The sequence below is a fragment of the Bacteroidota bacterium genome, from assembly GCA_016718825.1.
Classification (GTDB): domain Bacteria; phylum Bacteroidota; class Bacteroidia; order J057; family JADKCL01; genus JADKCL01.
The window spans coordinates 98,981-114,178 of sequence record JADKCL010000067.1; the positions used below are offsets into that span (position 1 = coordinate 98,981).

The 15,198-nt window shown below is 51.8% G+C and carries 16 protein-coding genes; 8 read left to right on the plus strand and 8 right to left on the minus strand.

What is annotated here, in order from left to right; genetic code table 11:
• Window positions 1-16 precede the first annotated feature (16 nt).
• The 4 genes from IPN95_30795 to IPN95_30810 form a co-directional block, all read right to left on the minus strand.
• Entirely contained in the window at window positions 17-1,213 is a 1,197-nt protein-coding gene (locus tag IPN95_30795) for a DUF4105 domain-containing protein (protein ID MBK9453703.1), read from the minus strand.
• Between the two features lie 118 nt (window positions 1,214-1,331).
• On the minus strand, window positions 1,332-1,814 hold the full coding sequence (locus IPN95_30800) for a hypothetical protein (GenBank protein MBK9453704.1): 483 nt from the start codon (window positions 1,812-1,814) through the stop codon (window positions 1,332-1,334).
• Window positions 1,804-3,126, minus strand: coding sequence for a caspase family protein (locus tag IPN95_30805; protein MBK9453705.1), 1,323 nt, complete (start codon window positions 3,124-3,126; stop codon window positions 1,804-1,806). Before IPN95_30805 ends, IPN95_30800 begins: the two co-directional genes overlap by 11 nt.
• 172 nt (window positions 3,127-3,298) lie before the next feature.
• Window positions 3,299-3,757, minus strand: a complete 459-nt coding sequence (locus IPN95_30810; protein ID MBK9453706.1) for a DinB family protein — start codon at window positions 3,755-3,757, stop codon at window positions 3,299-3,301.
• 151 nt (window positions 3,758-3,908) lie between these two features.
• On the opposite strand from IPN95_30810, the gene IPN95_30815 reads away from it, so the two are divergent.
• From IPN95_30815 to IPN95_30825, 3 genes are all read left to right on the plus strand, one after another.
• Entirely contained in the window at window positions 3,909-4,640 is a 732-nt protein-coding gene (locus tag IPN95_30815; protein ID MBK9453707.1) for a hypothetical protein, read from the plus strand.
• Between the two features lie 102 nt (window positions 4,641-4,742).
• Window positions 4,743-5,645: an EamA family transporter gene (locus IPN95_30820; protein ID MBK9453708.1), complete on the plus strand. Its 903-nt coding sequence runs from the start codon at window positions 4,743-4,745 to the stop codon at window positions 5,643-5,645.
• A gap of 27 nt (window positions 5,646-5,672) precedes the next feature.
• Window positions 5,673-6,623: a hypothetical protein gene (locus tag IPN95_30825; GenBank protein MBK9453709.1), complete on the plus strand. Its 951-nt coding sequence runs from the start codon at window positions 5,673-5,675 to the stop codon at window positions 6,621-6,623.
• A gap of 3 nt (window positions 6,624-6,626) precedes the next feature.
• On the opposite strand, the gene IPN95_30830 is transcribed toward IPN95_30825, so the two are convergent.
• Complete coding sequence (locus tag IPN95_30830) at window positions 6,627-7,763, minus strand: tetratricopeptide repeat protein (protein MBK9453710.1); 1,137 nt, start codon at window positions 7,761-7,763, stop codon at window positions 6,627-6,629.
• A gap of 137 nt (window positions 7,764-7,900) precedes the next feature.
• Between IPN95_30830 and IPN95_30835 the strand changes: the two genes are divergently transcribed.
• On the plus strand, window positions 7,901-8,980 hold the full coding sequence (locus tag IPN95_30835) for a bifunctional 3-deoxy-7-phosphoheptulonate synthase/chorismate mutase type II (protein ID MBK9453711.1): 1,080 nt from the start codon (window positions 7,901-7,903) through the stop codon (window positions 8,978-8,980).
• 49 nt (window positions 8,981-9,029) lie between these two features.
• Here IPN95_30835 and IPN95_30840 read toward each other — a convergent pair whose 3' ends face one another.
• Complete coding sequence (locus tag IPN95_30840; protein ID MBK9453712.1) at window positions 9,030-9,884, minus strand: hypothetical protein; 855 nt, start codon at window positions 9,882-9,884, stop codon at window positions 9,030-9,032.
• Window positions 9,885-10,037: 153 nt separating this feature from the next.
• Window positions 10,038-10,661, minus strand: a complete 624-nt coding sequence (locus IPN95_30845; GenBank protein MBK9453713.1) for a WbqC family protein — start codon at window positions 10,659-10,661, stop codon at window positions 10,038-10,040.
• 151 nt (window positions 10,662-10,812) lie between these two features.
• Between IPN95_30845 and IPN95_30850 the strand changes: the two genes are divergently transcribed.
• The 4 genes from IPN95_30850 to IPN95_30865 all read left to right on the plus strand — a co-directional run bounded on the left by IPN95_30850 (window position 10,813) and on the right by IPN95_30865 (window position 14,639).
• Window positions 10,813-12,255: a GWxTD domain-containing protein gene (locus IPN95_30850; protein MBK9453714.1), complete on the plus strand. Its 1,443-nt coding sequence runs from the start codon at window positions 10,813-10,815 to the stop codon at window positions 12,253-12,255.
• A gap of 9 nt (window positions 12,256-12,264) precedes the next feature.
• Entirely contained in the window at window positions 12,265-13,227 is a 963-nt protein-coding gene (locus IPN95_30855; GenBank protein ID MBK9453715.1) for a hypothetical protein, read from the plus strand.
• Between the two features lie 96 nt (window positions 13,228-13,323).
• Window positions 13,324-13,659, plus strand: a complete 336-nt coding sequence (locus IPN95_30860) for a YbaB/EbfC family nucleoid-associated protein (protein ID MBK9453716.1) — start codon at window positions 13,324-13,326, stop codon at window positions 13,657-13,659.
• Window positions 13,660-13,667: 8 nt separating this feature from the next.
• Entirely contained in the window at window positions 13,668-14,639 is a 972-nt protein-coding gene (locus IPN95_30865; GenBank protein MBK9453717.1) for a glycosyltransferase family 2 protein, read from the plus strand.
• Window positions 14,640-14,775: 136 nt separating this feature from the next.
• On the opposite strand, the gene IPN95_30870 is transcribed toward IPN95_30865, so the two are convergent.
• On the minus strand, window positions 14,776-15,192 hold the full coding sequence (locus IPN95_30870) for a hypothetical protein (GenBank protein MBK9453718.1): 417 nt from the start codon (window positions 15,190-15,192) through the stop codon (window positions 14,776-14,778).
• Window positions 15,193-15,198: the final 6 nt, after the last annotated feature.

A 15,198-nucleotide genomic window follows, 5' to 3' on the forward strand; every position in this document is an offset into this window, starting at 1 on the left:
GTACAGAAGCGGCAAATCAGGTTGTTTTCTTCTTGCGAATGTTCCAATTCCAAACCAAGCGCACCAAGGCGGCCATGGCCAAGGGTATGGTTGCCGCATGAAAACTTTGGGGGAGCAGCCAACTTGTTGCCAAAAACGCTGTCATCCAGATGAGCATGACAAACGCATACCGTTGATTGAAGCGGTCATAGCGACGCATCAGCACCGTAAAGGCAAAGATCAGGTGAAGCGGAAATGCCCAGAGCATGTTCAAGTTCACATAAGTAGCTTGATGGTCGGTTCCCACCCAAAAAAGCAGCATCAGGATGCCCAACAACCCCAAGGTCAAAAACAGGACGACGTCAAACCCTCTCAGGTTGATTCCCTTTCGGTAGCCCAAAAAGGTAAACAGCAATGCCAAACCCAATATGCTCCATCCCAGGATATGGGGGCCATACTGAAATGAAACGCGATTTTGTGGCGGGATCTGCAGCAAGGTTTGCGAAGATTTGACCAAAGGCCGCCATTGACCGTCAATTTGAACTTCGGCCGTCGAAAGCGCTTGATGCAAATAATCGGGCAGGAACGTGGCGCCCTGCTGATCGGCGATTTTGTCAGTCGGGCTGCCGAGCAGCAAGTCGATCCCGAAATCTGCCCAGACATCGTTGCGCAGGTATTTGTCGATCAATTGGCGGTAGGTGCCAAAATCATCAGGCTGCGGCGGATGGAACTTTAAGTCCTTGCCCAACGCCTTTGCCACGAGGTCGCGCTCGCGCGTCGAGCAGTTGTCGTAGAAAAAGTCATATTGGTAGTACCGGTTGTCGGGCAGCTCATTCACCAGCAAAGCTTCGAAAATCGCCTTTTTCTGGGCTTCGGTGAGGTCCAGCGTCTGCTCGTAAATACTGCGCTTTTCATTCAGGTATTCCTTGTAGAAATGGCGGTAATTGTAGCTCAGCACATAATAAAGGAGCTTGCCCCTCGCGAATTTCAATACGAAGTTGGGTGTGTCAAATTCGAAGACACCGTAATTCCAAACCCAATCGAGCCGAGTAGCCGGATCCTGAATCCGCAGGGCGCTATGCCCGAAAATGGAATACAATTCGGAGCCTGGCGAGCAGGTCAAGACACTCACCTGCGCCTCTGGGCTCAGCGTGCTCACGGGCGGCTGCGCCTGCGCGGGAGCGAAGGAAATCCCGACAAATAGCAGCAAAGCCGCCCATTTTAGGGTAATCATTCGCTGAGCGGCAGTCAAAATAGGAATAGTAGACCCGGAGAATAGGTGAGGGGCACGTGGATTCATGCCCCAAAGATAAGATTTGTACCGATTGCACAGATGCCGGACTTGCAAGCGTTTACCAAAGGCCAGCTACAACTGCCTCGAGCTTGTTCCCGAGGCGCAATTCCATCGATGTGGGCTTGCCGGCATGTTGCTTGTCAAACAGCAAGGCTTTGCCGCACGGCGCCGTGCTGATCACCAAGGCCAAGGGCATTTTCCCGCCTTGCCGCACCGCAATCGCATATTGTGCCACCATGGGGCAACTTTTGACGGCCGCAGTGTCAAAAGTCAACGAATCCAACAAGGCGGCCTTGACCGCCGTGACTTCCGCAGCCAGCAACGGATGTACGTTTTTCACTTCGTAGCCATAGACATAACGCAAGTCCTTCCGCTGCTCCGCTTCCTTCGTTGGGTATCCATCCACTTTGCACGCCCACAGTGTATCCGCCTTTTCAATGGCTTTTTGGAAGTCTTGCGCGGTGCTTTGTGGTTTGCAAGCCATCAACACCAAGGCCAATATGGCAACCATTCCCAGGCTTTTGCCCCATTTATTTTCCATAGGACACCTCGGAATAATAAATGCCGTTTTGAACCGTGCAGTTGGAGCAAACACCCTTGGTTGACTTGTAGCGGGCACCCTTGATTGTGTTTTGGATCAAGCCTTTCCAGTCGGCTTCGTCTTGGTGCAGGTAGCTGATCTCGTCACGCAGGGCCTGCAAAAAGCTCACCGTATAGAATCCGCCATTGGCATTGTTGGCCCAAGAGACCTCTCCAGGGCTTGCTGCCGTGGAAATCAGGCTGCCTTTGGAGCCAAGGAAAAGCTTGCGCAGCTTTTGCGTATCATAATTGTTGTTGGCCTGCATGTTCATGAAACTCGCCGAAGTCATTTGGCTGATGCCGATATCTGAATTGCAGCAGTCCGCAAAAAAGAGGTTCAGACGTGCGCCTTTGGCCTTGATGGTCGTATAGACATCCTCCAAATTGATCGAAGTTGCCTCCGAAATGCGGGTAAACGACGAGTAGCGCAGGTCCAACTGCGGATAACTCTGCGTCTGATTGGACCAGCGGAAGCCATGGCCACGGTAAACAAAGACGACCACGTCATTGGCTCCGGGCCTGAAGTTGTTCATCGTAGCGACCAGGTTGGATTTTGTGAAGTCTTGATCTTCGAGGATGTATTGTTTGTAACCCATTCCCGTGGCATCGGCGATGCCTTTGAATTCGCTTACAAGATTGCGCTTGTCGATGGCACAACTGCCGCCGATGTCGCCAATCGCCGTATTTGCCACAACCATCAGGTGAATGGTCGCCTTGCCTTCTGCGACCGTGGGCGCCACAGGCGTAGTAGATTTGTCAAGCCCAAAAAACTTGCGCAGCGACAAATATTCGGGTTCGTTTGTCCCAAAGAAACTCTTGAGATAGGCATCCGTCACCTTGCCCTTCTGAAGCTGCGTATAGGATTTAACCTGAATCGCCTCGGTCATGTCGTACTCGGCATTGTCAGAAGTATAGGGCAGGTCATATTGGCCATCCTCTTCCCAAACCCAGATGAAATGGTCGGGATTGTAGGCGTTGCCATCTGATTCCGTGATGTAGTGGGCATTGGCACCGACCAGAAAAAAGTAATTGGCACCATCCTCTTCGCCCGTCACTGCGGCATAGTCGGTATGAACCACACGGTATTGGCTGCCTTGCATGAATTTGACACGCATGAAGCTCTCCTCTTCATTCGTGTACACAAGCAGGCCCGTGTACTGCGTGCCGTCGGCGCCGGTGTACTTTAGTTCGCTGACGTCTTGCGCACTGAGTCCGGCAAAAGTTGCCAGCGTCGTCATCAGCAAAAAAATGTAATGCTTGAGTCTCGTTTTCATTTTCCCGGGGCGAATGGAGTAAAAACCACCGTCACGTGCTGCAAAGGTACGAATTCCAAAATCCCGTCCAGAAACGCGCGGCAGATTTCCATCAGGATTTGCAAAGCAAATCACGCGCCGAATTTTGATTGTCGCCTTTTACATGAAAGCATTCGCAGAAAATTGCCGCCGATCAGTCCAGCATTCGCTTGAGGGCCATGGCGTAGCCCAAGTGAAGGGTCTCGTGGACGGGAATGAATTTTAGCGCGTCTTCAGCCGAATCAAGCCTCACACCAAAGCCGGTGGTATAAGATTCGAAATTGGCAAAAAGCCCTGCCGCATAGTCCGCCTCCAGCGAATGGAGCGTGCTGATCGAGAGGCTACGCAAAATTTCAACATCTGCGGCATTGACCTTGCCTTCAGGTTTGGTGCCACGCCGATAGCGCTCGATGATGTCAGTCTCGATATGCATCGGCTGCCCGGTTGGTCGATAAATCAACAATTGCGTGGAAACCAGGGCATGCCCGAAATTCCAGATCAAATTGTTGTTGTATCCGACAGGAACCAAATTCAGGGTGGCGAGGCTGTGGCCTTCGAGCAACTTGGCAAAGTTGACCCGTATTTGACGGAGAATTTCGAATTGCGTTTTCATGGGTGATGAGATTGAGAATCATAACCCCCGAGGGCATTTTTTGTTGTGCCTTGCGTCGAATCGAAGATGATATGAGCAAGATCATTCACCCAAAATGTAACCAATCCGCCTCATTTCATTATCTTTTCATCCTACTCAAAATTCAAAAGGCATGCGGCGAAGCCTGTTTATCCTGATGTTCCTCTTGGTTGGCAAACTTTTGCCTGCCCAAAACGATCATTTGGGTTTTCAGCTTGGATTTGGCAGCAGCTACGACTACGGCATCGATCTGCCCGAAATGCCGGGATTCAAACCCTACGGCAAGGGGCGCACAAGTGCATTTACCGTGGATGCCTTTGTGGGAATCCCCATCGGCCGACTCGTGCTGTATCCTTCTTATATGTTTTCGATTCCGATGCGCACGATGACCATCGAAAACCTGCGTGGCGACTACATCCCGCAGGGTTATGGCATCTCCTTGCCTTATTCCGAGCAGAATCCCAATGTCATCTACGGCGAAAACTACTATGATTTGAGCGCCACCGCCGAAATCTGGCAAAGCAAATTGGGGGCTTTTGCACTTTATCACCTCGGCGGCGGACTTGAAATCGGCTCGGGACTTTTCCGGCGGCAAACCAAGGTTTATACCTCCGCCCCGGTGCGCTTCGATGAATATTGGTATAGCGGCTCCACGGGAACCCAAACCGACGAATACAGCTATGGCGGCACATACACCGACCATTTCGAAACCGACGAATTCATCGACAACAACTTGGCCGTGCCCCTCGTGCTGCAATGGCGCTACCAAGGTGGCTCATTTTATACGGGCACTTCCATCATCCGCTGGGTCGGGGGCGGCGACGGATTCTGGAGCTTCCGATACACGACAGGCTTTCATTTCTAAGGCATTTTCTGGCGAATCTTCATTCGGCTCCACCTGAATTCGCGTGCAAGTTCGGTCACGACATCAATTCTTCGAATTGCATGGCCTAACTTCGCGCCTTCGATGGAAAAGCGTACCAAGGCCTATTTGCAGATTCATACTGCCGTCTTGCTTTACGGCCTGACCGGTATTTTGGGAGATCTGATCACGATTCCCAAGCCGACCTTGGTCTGGTGGCGGATGCTGTTGACCGTGCTCACCTTTGTCTTCTGGCCGGGCGTGGTGCGCGATGCCTTGCGTTTGGACAGAAAGTCGCTCCTGCGAATGGTCGGCATCGGCGTATTGGTGGCCATTCACTGGGTCACATTTTTTGGCGCGATTGCCCTGACGAATGCCTCCGTGACCCTTGCCATGCTCGCCTCGGCGACGTTTTTTACTGCCCTTTTCGAGCCGATTTTTACCGGACGCAAGTTCAAAGGCTACGAATTGTTGCTGGGCTTGGCAATCGTGCCGGGCGTCGCCTTGGTCGTCGGCAGTACACAGTTTGAGATCACCGGGATCATCATGGCGCTGTTTTCAGCTGCCGTGGCAGCCATTTTCAGCATCTTCAACAAGGGCTTGGTCGGCAAACACAATTCGTTGACGATGACCATGGTAGAGCTGGGTTCGGGATTCGTTTTCTTGTCCTTGCTCGCGCCCTTCTTCTACGGATTTTTCCCTGACCAAGCCTTTTTTCCCGTCGAATGGGATTGGTTGTATTTCGCCATTCTCGCATTTGCCTGCACCTCCTTTGCCTACGTGATCACGCTGCGCGCGCTGCAAGTCTTGCCGACCTTCAGCGTGAACCTCACCATCAATTTGGAGCCGGTGTACACGATGATCATCGCCTATTTTTTCCTGAACGACGCCGCCGAATTGAACCTCGGCTTTTACATCGGTGCAGGTGTGATCATCGTTTCGGTGTTTTTTCATCCGTTGCTGATGCGGATATTTGAAAAGGATTCGTCGAATGGATTGCCACACTAGCAGCCGATCATTTTTTATCTTTGCCCCATGCCACAGTTAAACGTTGGATTTCGTTGGATGCTGCCGCTCGTTTGTGCAGTACTGCTTTTGGTCGGATGCAAGCAAAATGCGGGCGTCGCCAACAATGGCAAACTCACCAAATGGATTCCCTACAATGAAAAAAGCACGCTTGCAGATCAAGCGTTGCGCGTAAAGTTGAAGGTCGAGCGGCGCGAAGCCATGACCAATACGGTCACCGATACCGGAGAGGTATGGTTTGCATCCGAAGTCACACTCTACAACAATTATGGCCTGCCCACGCTCAATCAAGAGTTTGATCAGGCCGGCAAAATCGTCAAGGAAACCCGTACCGATTACCGGGACAGCTTGATTGTACGGCAAGCCGTCACGGAGGGCACAGGTTATTCATCCGCCATCGAATACACGTACAACGACAAGCAGCAAAAGGCTGGCGAATTGATTTTCCAGCGCGGCGACAGCGTGTTGCGACGCGCCTATTACTTGGATGCGGCCGGCAACGAAATCAAGGTCGCTCTCCAACGGTACCGCGACAAAACAGCATTTGAATTGATCACCGACCGTGACGAATTGGGAAGGCCTGCCAAGGTCCGCGAGATGCAAGGCACCACGGCCAATTGGTCGGAGGTCTATACCATGACCGACAGCTTGTGGCGCATCCAACGAAGCGACAGCAACGGCAAATTGATCAGCGACTACGAAATGCGATTCGATCAAAACGGTGCTATCAGCCGCATGGTCAATCGCACCCCCGAAGGCAGGGTGCGCCTCCAAGTCGATTATGTCAACGACAAAAATGGCCGCCCGCTTACGGAGAGCTATTTCGGAAGCAACAACCAGGCTTTCCAGACCTACGAATACAAATACGATGAAGCCGGTTTGCTCCTCGAACGCAAATTGATCACGCCCAATCAATCCTTTGTGCTCACAACCAAATACACGTATACGTTTCGGAAGTAGCGGTTATTCACAATTGATATCGATCCAATTTTGCGCCTTCTGGGCAAGTGCGGCGGTGTCCAGTTTCAGGACTTGATGCCAATCCTTGCAAGCACCTTTGGCATCATTGAGCACACGTTTCGCCTCGCCGCGGTTCAAATAAGCCTCCGCGGAACGGTTGTCCAAACTCAAACAACGGTCATAGGCTGCAATCGCTTGTTGATACCGCCGCAATTTGAAGGTGATTTTCCCGATCAATGACCAATTGTCAGCATCCTTGGGATTGAGTTCGGCGGCCTTTTGGGCACTTGCCAATGCATCGCCAAAGTGTTCCATCTCCAGCAGGATAAAGCCCTTGTTCCACCAACTAGCTGCAAAGGCCGTGTCCACTTCGATCGCATGATTGATGTCTTTGAGTGCATCCTCCTTCAAGCCGAGGGCTAGCAGGAGTAGTCCGCGGTTCAAGCGTGCATCCCGGTCGTCGGGCCGCCGGTCGATCACCATCGAATAAGCCTTCACGGCTTCGTAGGCATGGCTTTGCCTAACTTCCACGCTTGCCAGGTTGAACCAGGCATCAACGTCCTCGGCATCGTGTTGCAGCACAAGGTTGTAATCGGTCACGGCCTCGGGCAAGTTGCCAAGGGCAGCCTGCGCATTCGCCCGCAACATAAATGCTTCCTTGTCCAGCGGATTGGCGTCGATGGCGCGGGTATGGTAGTCGATGGCTTGGCCGTAATTCCCTGCTTTGAAAAAGATACCTCCAAGCCGCTTCCAAGCCATCGAATAATTCGGGTCGATTTTGGTGGCCTGAAGATAATAACGTGTGGCCTTGGTCACCTTGCCCAAGTCTTGGTAAGCCAGTGCCTTGTGAAAAACGAATTCGACATTGGAAGGGGTCTGTTTCAGGGCTTTGTCATACCATTTAATGGCTTGTTTGTATTCCTTTTGTTGCCAGCGACATTGTCCGAAGAGATAATAAGCATCGGGATAGATCTTTTGCTGCTTCAGGACCAGCCGCAGCTTTTCCTCCGCCTGTACAAAGCGGTTGGCCATGTAGTCGTCGAGCGCCTCATTGTACAGGCGCACCACCCCCTGCGCTTGCGCAGTGTGGGTGAGGAGGGCGAGTGTGAAGAAGACGACGAGCCGTTGAACTGCGTTCATTTGGCAAATATAGGGTGAGATTGGGATTGCGGTGTGAGCATTGGGAAATCACCGGCCATTTGCAATGAGCAATTTCGCTGCCTCTTTCAAACCCAAAACATTCGTTATCTTCGTGCGTTTTTCTGGAAATGATTGAGATGACGCGCGTAGAATCCTTGACACAGACGGTGGTTGCCGAAAGCGAAGCTGGCGAACCCAGCCACATGATCATCGCAGGCCCCTGCAGTGCAGAGACCGAGGAGCAGGTGATGGACACTGCCCGGCAATTGGCCGATGCAGGCATTAGCTATTTCAGGGCGGGGATTTGGAAGCCGCGGACTTCCCCCGACAGCTTCGAAGGTGTCGGCCATGAAGCCCTCGGTTGGCTCAAGCGGGTGCAGCAAGAAGTCGGTCTGCGCACGACCGTCGAGGTCGCCAATGCCCGCCACGTGGAGGCAGCCTTGGAAGCCGGCGTGGACATGCTCTGGATCGGTGCCCGCACTACCGTCAATCCGTTTACCGTTCAGGAAATCGCCGATTCGCTGCGCGGAGTCAAGATTCCGGTCATGGTCAAAAATCCGGTCAATCCCGACCTCGAACTTTGGAAGGGCGCGATTGTGCGCATCCAACGTGCCGATGTCGGGCAAGTCATGGCCTGCCACCGCGGATTTAACGTCTATGGCAAAAGCCTGTTCCGTAACGAGCCGCTTTGGGAAATTCCCATCGAACTCAAGCGCGTGATGCCCGAAATTCCGATCATTTGCGATCCGAGCCATATCTCCGGTCGCCGCAAATACATTCCTGAAATTGCCCGCAAGGCGCTCAATCTGGGCTACGACGGCCTTATGATCGAGACCCATCCCAATCCCGACGCGGCTTGGAGCGATGCGGCGCAGCAGCTTACGCCGACTGCCTTCAAGGAGCTTTTGCAGCACCTTCAATGGCGTCAGCATACGACCGACAATCCGAGTTACAAGGAACAGGTGTCGATCTTGCGGGATGCGATCGACATTACAGATGCGGATTTGCTGCAATTGCTGGCCGATCGTATGGAGCTGAGCAAGCGCATTGGCGCGCTCAAGCAAGAAAACAACATCGCTTTCTACCAGCACAACCGCTGGAATGCCATCGTTGAGCAGGCGCAACAGCACGCTGGCAAGCTCCAAATGGACCAGGAATTTGTGCTCAAGCTGTTTTCGTTGATTCACTTGGAGTCGATTGACATCCAAGGAGAATAAGAGTTTCAGTTGGAGTTACTGAGGGAGTTCGAGGAGAAGAGTGCGGCCGCTACTTCCCGGCCTTCCCCTGTTCCAAAATCCAGCCTGCGTAGGCCATGTTTGCCTTGGAAATGGGTTTGAAGATGTGTTTTCCGCGCGGAGTATCGGTCAAGATCACAAAACTCCAAAGATTTCCTTCGACCAATTTTTCGGCGAGTTTGAATCCGTGGAGGCCTGACTCGAGGACGGCCACGATATTGCCTGCTCCATCATATTTGTCGTCTTGGTCGTAATCGACCGGCGGTTCGTTCTGCAATTTCGGCGTCGTGCGAAGTTGGTTCGGAATTGCCAAAGTGAAAGGTTTCGGCGAATTCATAAAAGGCACTTCGGTGGTGCTGACCATTTGCAATTGCCATCCCATGTGAAGGGAGTCCTCGGAATAGAAGTAGTAGTATTCAGAGATGCGATGGAGGTAGCTTTTTGCAACGGCATCGGCACGGAGGATGAATTCGAGGCCTTTGGGATCTGCTTTGAGGCTGTGCACATAGCCGGGAGCGCTGAGTTTGATCGGATAATTCATGCCGGCATCGGCGCGCATGAAGTAGGTATGATAGCCCCCACGGGCTTTGGTCGCCCCGCAGTAAAAGGCATCCAAGTAGCGGTCCTTGTTCACATCCACGAAGTGGAAGTCCTTGATCCAGGCTGCATTTTCCTCCTGACTAATCAATTCGCCGAGGCTGTCTTTGCGCAACACGTAGATGGCCATGTCGTTTTGCTGGAAAACAGGTGCACCCATTTCCTTTTTGAAGCGACTCCAGTCCAAGATGCCGGTCACAAGATGCGGCACAGTGTCACGCTGCGTCAAGCCCCAAAGCGGAGCTGTCAGTACCAACAAAACCAATCCGAACGTCAAACAATTTTTCATGCTATCATCTTGGTCAAACAGAGCGGATTTTAAACGCCTCGCTCGCGGGACAGGCGCCGTCCGCGAAGCCGCGAAGGTCGCAAAGTCAGAAAAGTCAAAAAGGCCTCCAAAATCGAAACCCAACCCCACTTTTCACTATTCACTTATAACTTTTCACTTTTCACTTCCCCGGATGCTCTCTCGCAAAATCCGTTCCGTTTCCGGGCCTTTGTTGCACATCAAGTCCAAAATGGACAAGTCGGGCGAAAATACTTCCCCGAATACCTGCAAGTAGGACTTGGGTTGGAACCATTCGGGCATGAATCCATCCTTGGGGTCAAACGCTTCCCGATAGTCGGCTTCATAATGCTCCGTGTCGAGATACTTTTCTGAAATCGTCCAAGTGATCGGCAAACGAAGGCTGTCGCGCACCATCGTGAGGATGGCGAGGTTGTAATCAAACAGCGAGTCCCATTCACCTTCATAGAATTGTGCGATGCGGTCCTCGAAAAATTCAAAGTAGGGTGACGAACGCAAGGCAGATTCGATGGATTTCCAGTGGTCGGGACGCCACGTGCCTGCCTGCGAAATCTCGCGCAGTGCGATGGGTGTGTGTTCGGCCGCTTTTTTTACTGGAACGCTGAGCCGCAACACTTTATCGGGAGTTTTGATTTCCATCCGGTTAAAAAAGTGCTGCTTGCGGTAGTATTGCCATTTCTCCAAAACGATCGTCTCGGCTTGCAACGCGGCGGCAAACCATGAAACCGAGGGGAAATAATAAACCGGAAAAATTTTCATCTTCTCCGTAAATTTACCTTTAAAAATGAGGCTCTGAGTCGGATTGATTCAGATGCTGAAGAGGTAAAATTAGGAAAATGTTGCGCTATTCGGTGCCTGAATGCAGGAATCACGCCGGAAAAGCAGATTTCGCCGCTCAATGGGAATCCAGATGAAAAGAAGTTTGATACTTTGGTTGCTTTTTGCCGTTTTCAGCCTTCCGTTTGTGGGCGCTGAAGCCAAGGAGCTGATGTACTATGTCGATGTCTGCAATTTCTATGACAAAGCCGGCAAGCCTTATATCGAGGTTTACCTCGACATCGACGCAGCTTCCGTCGCCTATGCCAAATCTGAAAGCGGCGGGTTGCAGGGATTGATCGACGTGCGGTTCACCGTAACCAAAAAAAGTGGGGCAGGGTCGAATGAAATTCCATTTGACAAGACTTTCGACCTTTGGAGCCCGGTGATTGCCGATACGACTGCCGACCAAACCCGGTTTGGGATCATGGACATCCGTCGCATCAGCCTCGAGCCTGGTGAATATGAATTTACCGGCTACCTCAAGGACAAAATTCTTCAAGATGCCCATCCGCATAAATTTGTTTTGGATGTGACCGTCAAGCCACAGCCATCGCAGCTGATGAGCATGAGCGACATCGAGTTTGTGCAATCCGTCAAACCGACCACCGAAATCAGGTCACATAGCAAATTGGGTTACGACATCTTGCCGCTCGTGACCAATGGCACCTATCAGGATATGGATTCGCTGCAGTTTTACTTCGAAACCTACAATTCGCAGATTGAATCCGAAGGCGTCTATTTTGTGAATGCCTTTGTTTCGCTGTCCAACAGCACCTCCAAAATCAAGAATCTGAGCCGCACCATCCGCCAAGCCTCCAAGCCCTTGGATTTGGTCTATTCGGGATTCAACATCAAGGACTTGCCGACGCAGACTTACTACCTCAACATCGAGATTTACAGCAAGGATCAGAAGTTGGTTGCAAGCACGCTCAAGAAATTTTTCGTGGTGAATACGCGCATGGAAATCGAATCGGGAATGAGTGCAAGCGCATTCGACGATGTCTTCAAACTCGACGAAGAGAAGCTCAACTACTACCTCCACACCTTATATTACATCAGCACCAACACCGAGCGGGACTTTGCCAATGCGCTCAAAACGACCGACGAGAAGAAGAACTACTTCTTCAACTTCTGGGAAAACCGCAAAGGCAATTCCGGGAATCCTGTCAAGGCTTGGATGGAGTACAAAGCCCGTGTGGACTATGCCAATCAGCATTTCAAGGCTTCTCATCTTGAAGGCTGGCGCACCGACCGCGGACGCGTGCTGCTCACCTATGGCACACCCAATGACATTGAGCGCAATCCAAGCGACAACAGCAAGCATCCGCACGATGTCTGGCGCTTCAACAAGATCAAAACGCAGTCCAATGTGCGTTTTATCTTCTACAACCCCAACGAAGCTACGGCAGATTATGTCTTGTTGCACAGTGACTTAAATGCCGAAATCAAAGATCCTCGTTGGGAGTTCAAACTCTACCGCAATGTCAATGATGCCAATCTTGACAGGGACCAGATCCAAGGCGGTATTCGGTAAGGTGAGGGAATTCTGTCCCGTTTCCCAACAGCGGATTCGCAGAAAGCATCAGTCCACCTGAAAGTTCCGGTCACATATTATCCTGTCAAGGCGCTGCTGTATTGTTGGAGTTTGCTGCCGATGCCGGTTTTGCACCTTCAAGCTTCCGTATTGGCTTGGTTGTTGTTCAGGGTTTTGGGTTACCGGCGCAAGGTGGTGTTGGACAATCTGCGGCAGTCCTTTCCCGAAAAAACCGAATCGGAAATTCAACGCATCGCCAAAGGCTTCTACCTCAATCTGAGCGATGTGGTGATGGAATCACTGAAGCTGCTGAGCATGTCGGCGGCAAATCTCAAGCGGCGCGTGCGGCATGTGAATCCTGAAGTCATCGGCGAAATGGTCGCCCATGGCGGGGGCGGCATCGCGATCTTCGGGCATTTTGCAAATTGGGAATGGCTGGGCGCAGGAATGGGTTTGCATCTGCCGTTTGGCACAGTCGGCGTGTACAAAACGCAAAGCAGCAGGCTAGCCGATGCTTTGATGCTGCACATCCGCTGTCGGTTGGGCAACGAAATGATCACGATGGAGCAGACCTACCGCGAAAGCTTGACTCGCCTGCAAAAGCCCTGTTACATTGCCTTTTTGGGCGATCAGGTTCCCAATCCGCAGCCCAAACTCTATTTCACGCCCTTGCTCGGCCGGCCCGCGGCGGTGCAACTCGGCATCGCGACCATTTGCCTGAAAATGAACGTGCCGCTCTACTACTTTGACATTCGCAGGGAAAAGCGGGGACACTATGCCGTGACTTTACGCAAGGTGCAGCACGAAGACCTTTTGCCCTATTCCAAGGAAAACAGCTACACCCTCACGGACCGTCATGTCGCGATGCTGGAGGAAATCATTCGCGCAAATCCGACAGATTGGTTGTGGTCGCACCGCCGCTGGAAACGGAAGCCGCAGGAGGATTCGATTCTTTCAAAAAAACTCCAATAGCTGGCCCGACAAGGCAAAAGTTCTGTCCTCGGAGGCATTCAAATTCATTAACTTTGGATTTTCATTCAATACACCAATTAAAATCTACGATTCTCTATGTTCAATCCCTTGGACTTGATGGGCAAACTCAAAGAAATGCAATCCGAAATGGAGCGCGCACGTCAGCGTCTGGACGAAATCACCATCACTGCAGAGTCAGGGGGAGGAATGGTCGTCGTCACTGCGAATGCCAACCGCAAAATCCTCAAAATCACTGTGGATGCCGATTTGATGGACCGCAATGACAAGGAAATCATGGAGGATTTGATCGCCGCGGCCGTCAACAAGGCCATGGAAGCGGCAGAAAATGTTGCCCGCGAAGAAATTGGACGCGTCAGTAACAACTTCATGCCCAACATTCCCGGAATGGACATGAGCCAATTTGGCCGATAAGCTTGAAAATGTTACCTGCTGTCACCATTGTGATCCTGAATTGGAACGGGAAGAGCTTCCTGGAGCAATTCCTGCCGTCTGTAATGGCGACAACTTATCCCAATTTCAAGGTTTTGGTGGTTGACAACGGTTCGTTGGACGAAAGCTTGCCGTTTCTCGCGCAGCACTATCCGACCGTCGAGACCTTGCCACTGGACAAAAATTACGGCTTCACGACTGGCAACAACATGGCGCTGCCGCATGTGACGTCGCCCTACTACGTCTTGCTCAACAACGACGTCGAAGTGCATCCCGATTGGCTGGGTCCGCTCGTGGAAATGATGGAATCGGATGCGCAGATTGCCGCAGTGCAGCCCAAATTGTTGTCGTTTCAGCAGCGCGATCACTTTGAATATGCCGGCGCTGCCGGCGGCTATGTCGATGTACTCGGCTACCCGTTTACGCGGGGCCGCATCTTTGAAAGCAACGAGGTCGACCTCGGACAATACGAAACTGCACATCCTTTAATGTGGACCACCGGCGCCTGCATGATGGTGCGCAAGTCGGTCACGGACCGCATCGGCCTGTTTGAAGACCGCTTTTTTGCCCATATGGAGGAAATCGATTTCTGCTGGCGGGCGAATAACTTCGGCTACAAAGTGATGTATCAGCCCAAGTCGGTTGCTTGGCACTTGGGCGGCGGTACCTTGCCCAAAAGCAACCCGCGCAAGACCTATCTCAATGCCCACAACAGCATTGCGACCTTGCTCAAGAATTTTCCGGCAAGTCAGGTTTGGTACAAATTCTATTTTCGGCTGGTTTTGGACGGCGTATGGGCGACCAAGGCCTTGGTGCAATTCGATTTCAAAACCATCTGGGCAATTTTGAAGGCGCATTGGGCTATATTCTTTGCCTTCGGGTATTGGATGAAGGCTCGGAAACGCACCTACAAGGACTTGCCCGAAAATCCCCAAGCCTCAAGCCGGCTATTATCCCAATAGTATCGTTTGGCAATACTTCATCAAGGGTGTCCGGAAGTTTTCAGGCTTGCCGGGGATCAAGTAGTTCAACCGCCAAGGCGTTACAACGACATTCCCGCTGAACTAGATCTGAAGATCAATTTGTAGTGTCTGCGGCTCAATTATAGCTCGAAGCCATCGCGCCTTCCTTGGTGCCGAGATATTCCTTGAGCGAATCCATTCCTTCGCAGAAAAAGCCACCGTTGTCAGCGATCAGTTTGCCCACTTTGCGCAAAGATTTGAGTTGATGCGGCTGCCAATGAAGTCCGTCGTCTTCGGTAAGCAGGCACATCACGGTCTTTTCGGGGCGTTTGTTGGAATCGTCGGCAACTTCAGCAATGGAATAAAATCCTTCAGCTTTGGGCGTGATCACATACAGGCAGATGTCGCAGTTTTGGCGCTCGACAAGCTCCTGTTGGTAAGCCGCCTCGGTCCATACCGGCACGATCGGATTGTAATAATCCATCCGCAGATCAGGAATCAGTTCTTCGCGCCATTGGCTGTTGTTGCAGGTACCTCCGAGGAATATTTTCATAGTGTA

Coding starts and splice junctions, on each gene's coding strand:
- IPN95_30845 (MBK9453713.1), bottom strand. CDS start 10,661: ATGAAAATTTTTCCGGTTTATTATTTCCCCTCGGTTTCATGGTTTGCC.
- IPN95_30860 (MBK9453716.1), top strand. CDS start 13,324: ATGTTCAATCCCTTGGACTTGATGGGCAAACTCAAAGAAATGCAATCC.
- IPN95_30795 (MBK9453703.1), bottom strand. CDS start 1,213: ATGATTACCCTAAAATGGGCGGCTTTGCTGCTATTTGTCGGGATTTCC.
- IPN95_30835 (MBK9453711.1), top strand. CDS start 7,901: ATGACGCGCGTAGAATCCTTGACACAGACGGTGGTTGCCGAAAGCGAA.
- IPN95_30815 (MBK9453707.1), top strand. CDS start 3,909: ATGCGGCGAAGCCTGTTTATCCTGATGTTCCTCTTGGTTGGCAAACTT.
- IPN95_30825 (MBK9453709.1), top strand. CDS start 5,673: ATGCCACAGTTAAACGTTGGATTTCGTTGGATGCTGCCGCTCGTTTGT.
- IPN95_30865 (MBK9453717.1), top strand. CDS start 13,668: ATGTTACCTGCTGTCACCATTGTGATCCTGAATTGGAACGGGAAGAGC.
- IPN95_30870 (MBK9453718.1), bottom strand. CDS start 15,192: ATGAAAATATTCCTCGGAGGTACCTGCAACAACAGCCAATGGCGCGAA.
- IPN95_30830 (MBK9453710.1), bottom strand. CDS start 7,763: ATGAACGCAGTTCAACGGCTCGTCGTCTTCTTCACACTCGCCCTCCTC.
- IPN95_30840 (MBK9453712.1), bottom strand. CDS start 9,884: ATGAAAAATTGTTTGACGTTCGGATTGGTTTTGTTGGTACTGACAGCT.
- IPN95_30805 (MBK9453705.1), bottom strand. CDS start 3,126: ATGAAAACGAGACTCAAGCATTACATTTTTTTGCTGATGACGACGCTG.
- IPN95_30850 (MBK9453714.1), top strand. CDS start 10,813: ATGAAAAGAAGTTTGATACTTTGGTTGCTTTTTGCCGTTTTCAGCCTT.
- IPN95_30800 (MBK9453704.1), bottom strand. CDS start 1,814: ATGGAAAATAAATGGGGCAAAAGCCTGGGAATGGTTGCCATATTGGCC.
- IPN95_30820 (MBK9453708.1), top strand. CDS start 4,743: ATGGAAAAGCGTACCAAGGCCTATTTGCAGATTCATACTGCCGTCTTG.
- IPN95_30810 (MBK9453706.1), bottom strand. CDS start 3,757: ATGAAAACGCAATTCGAAATTCTCCGTCAAATACGGGTCAACTTTGCC.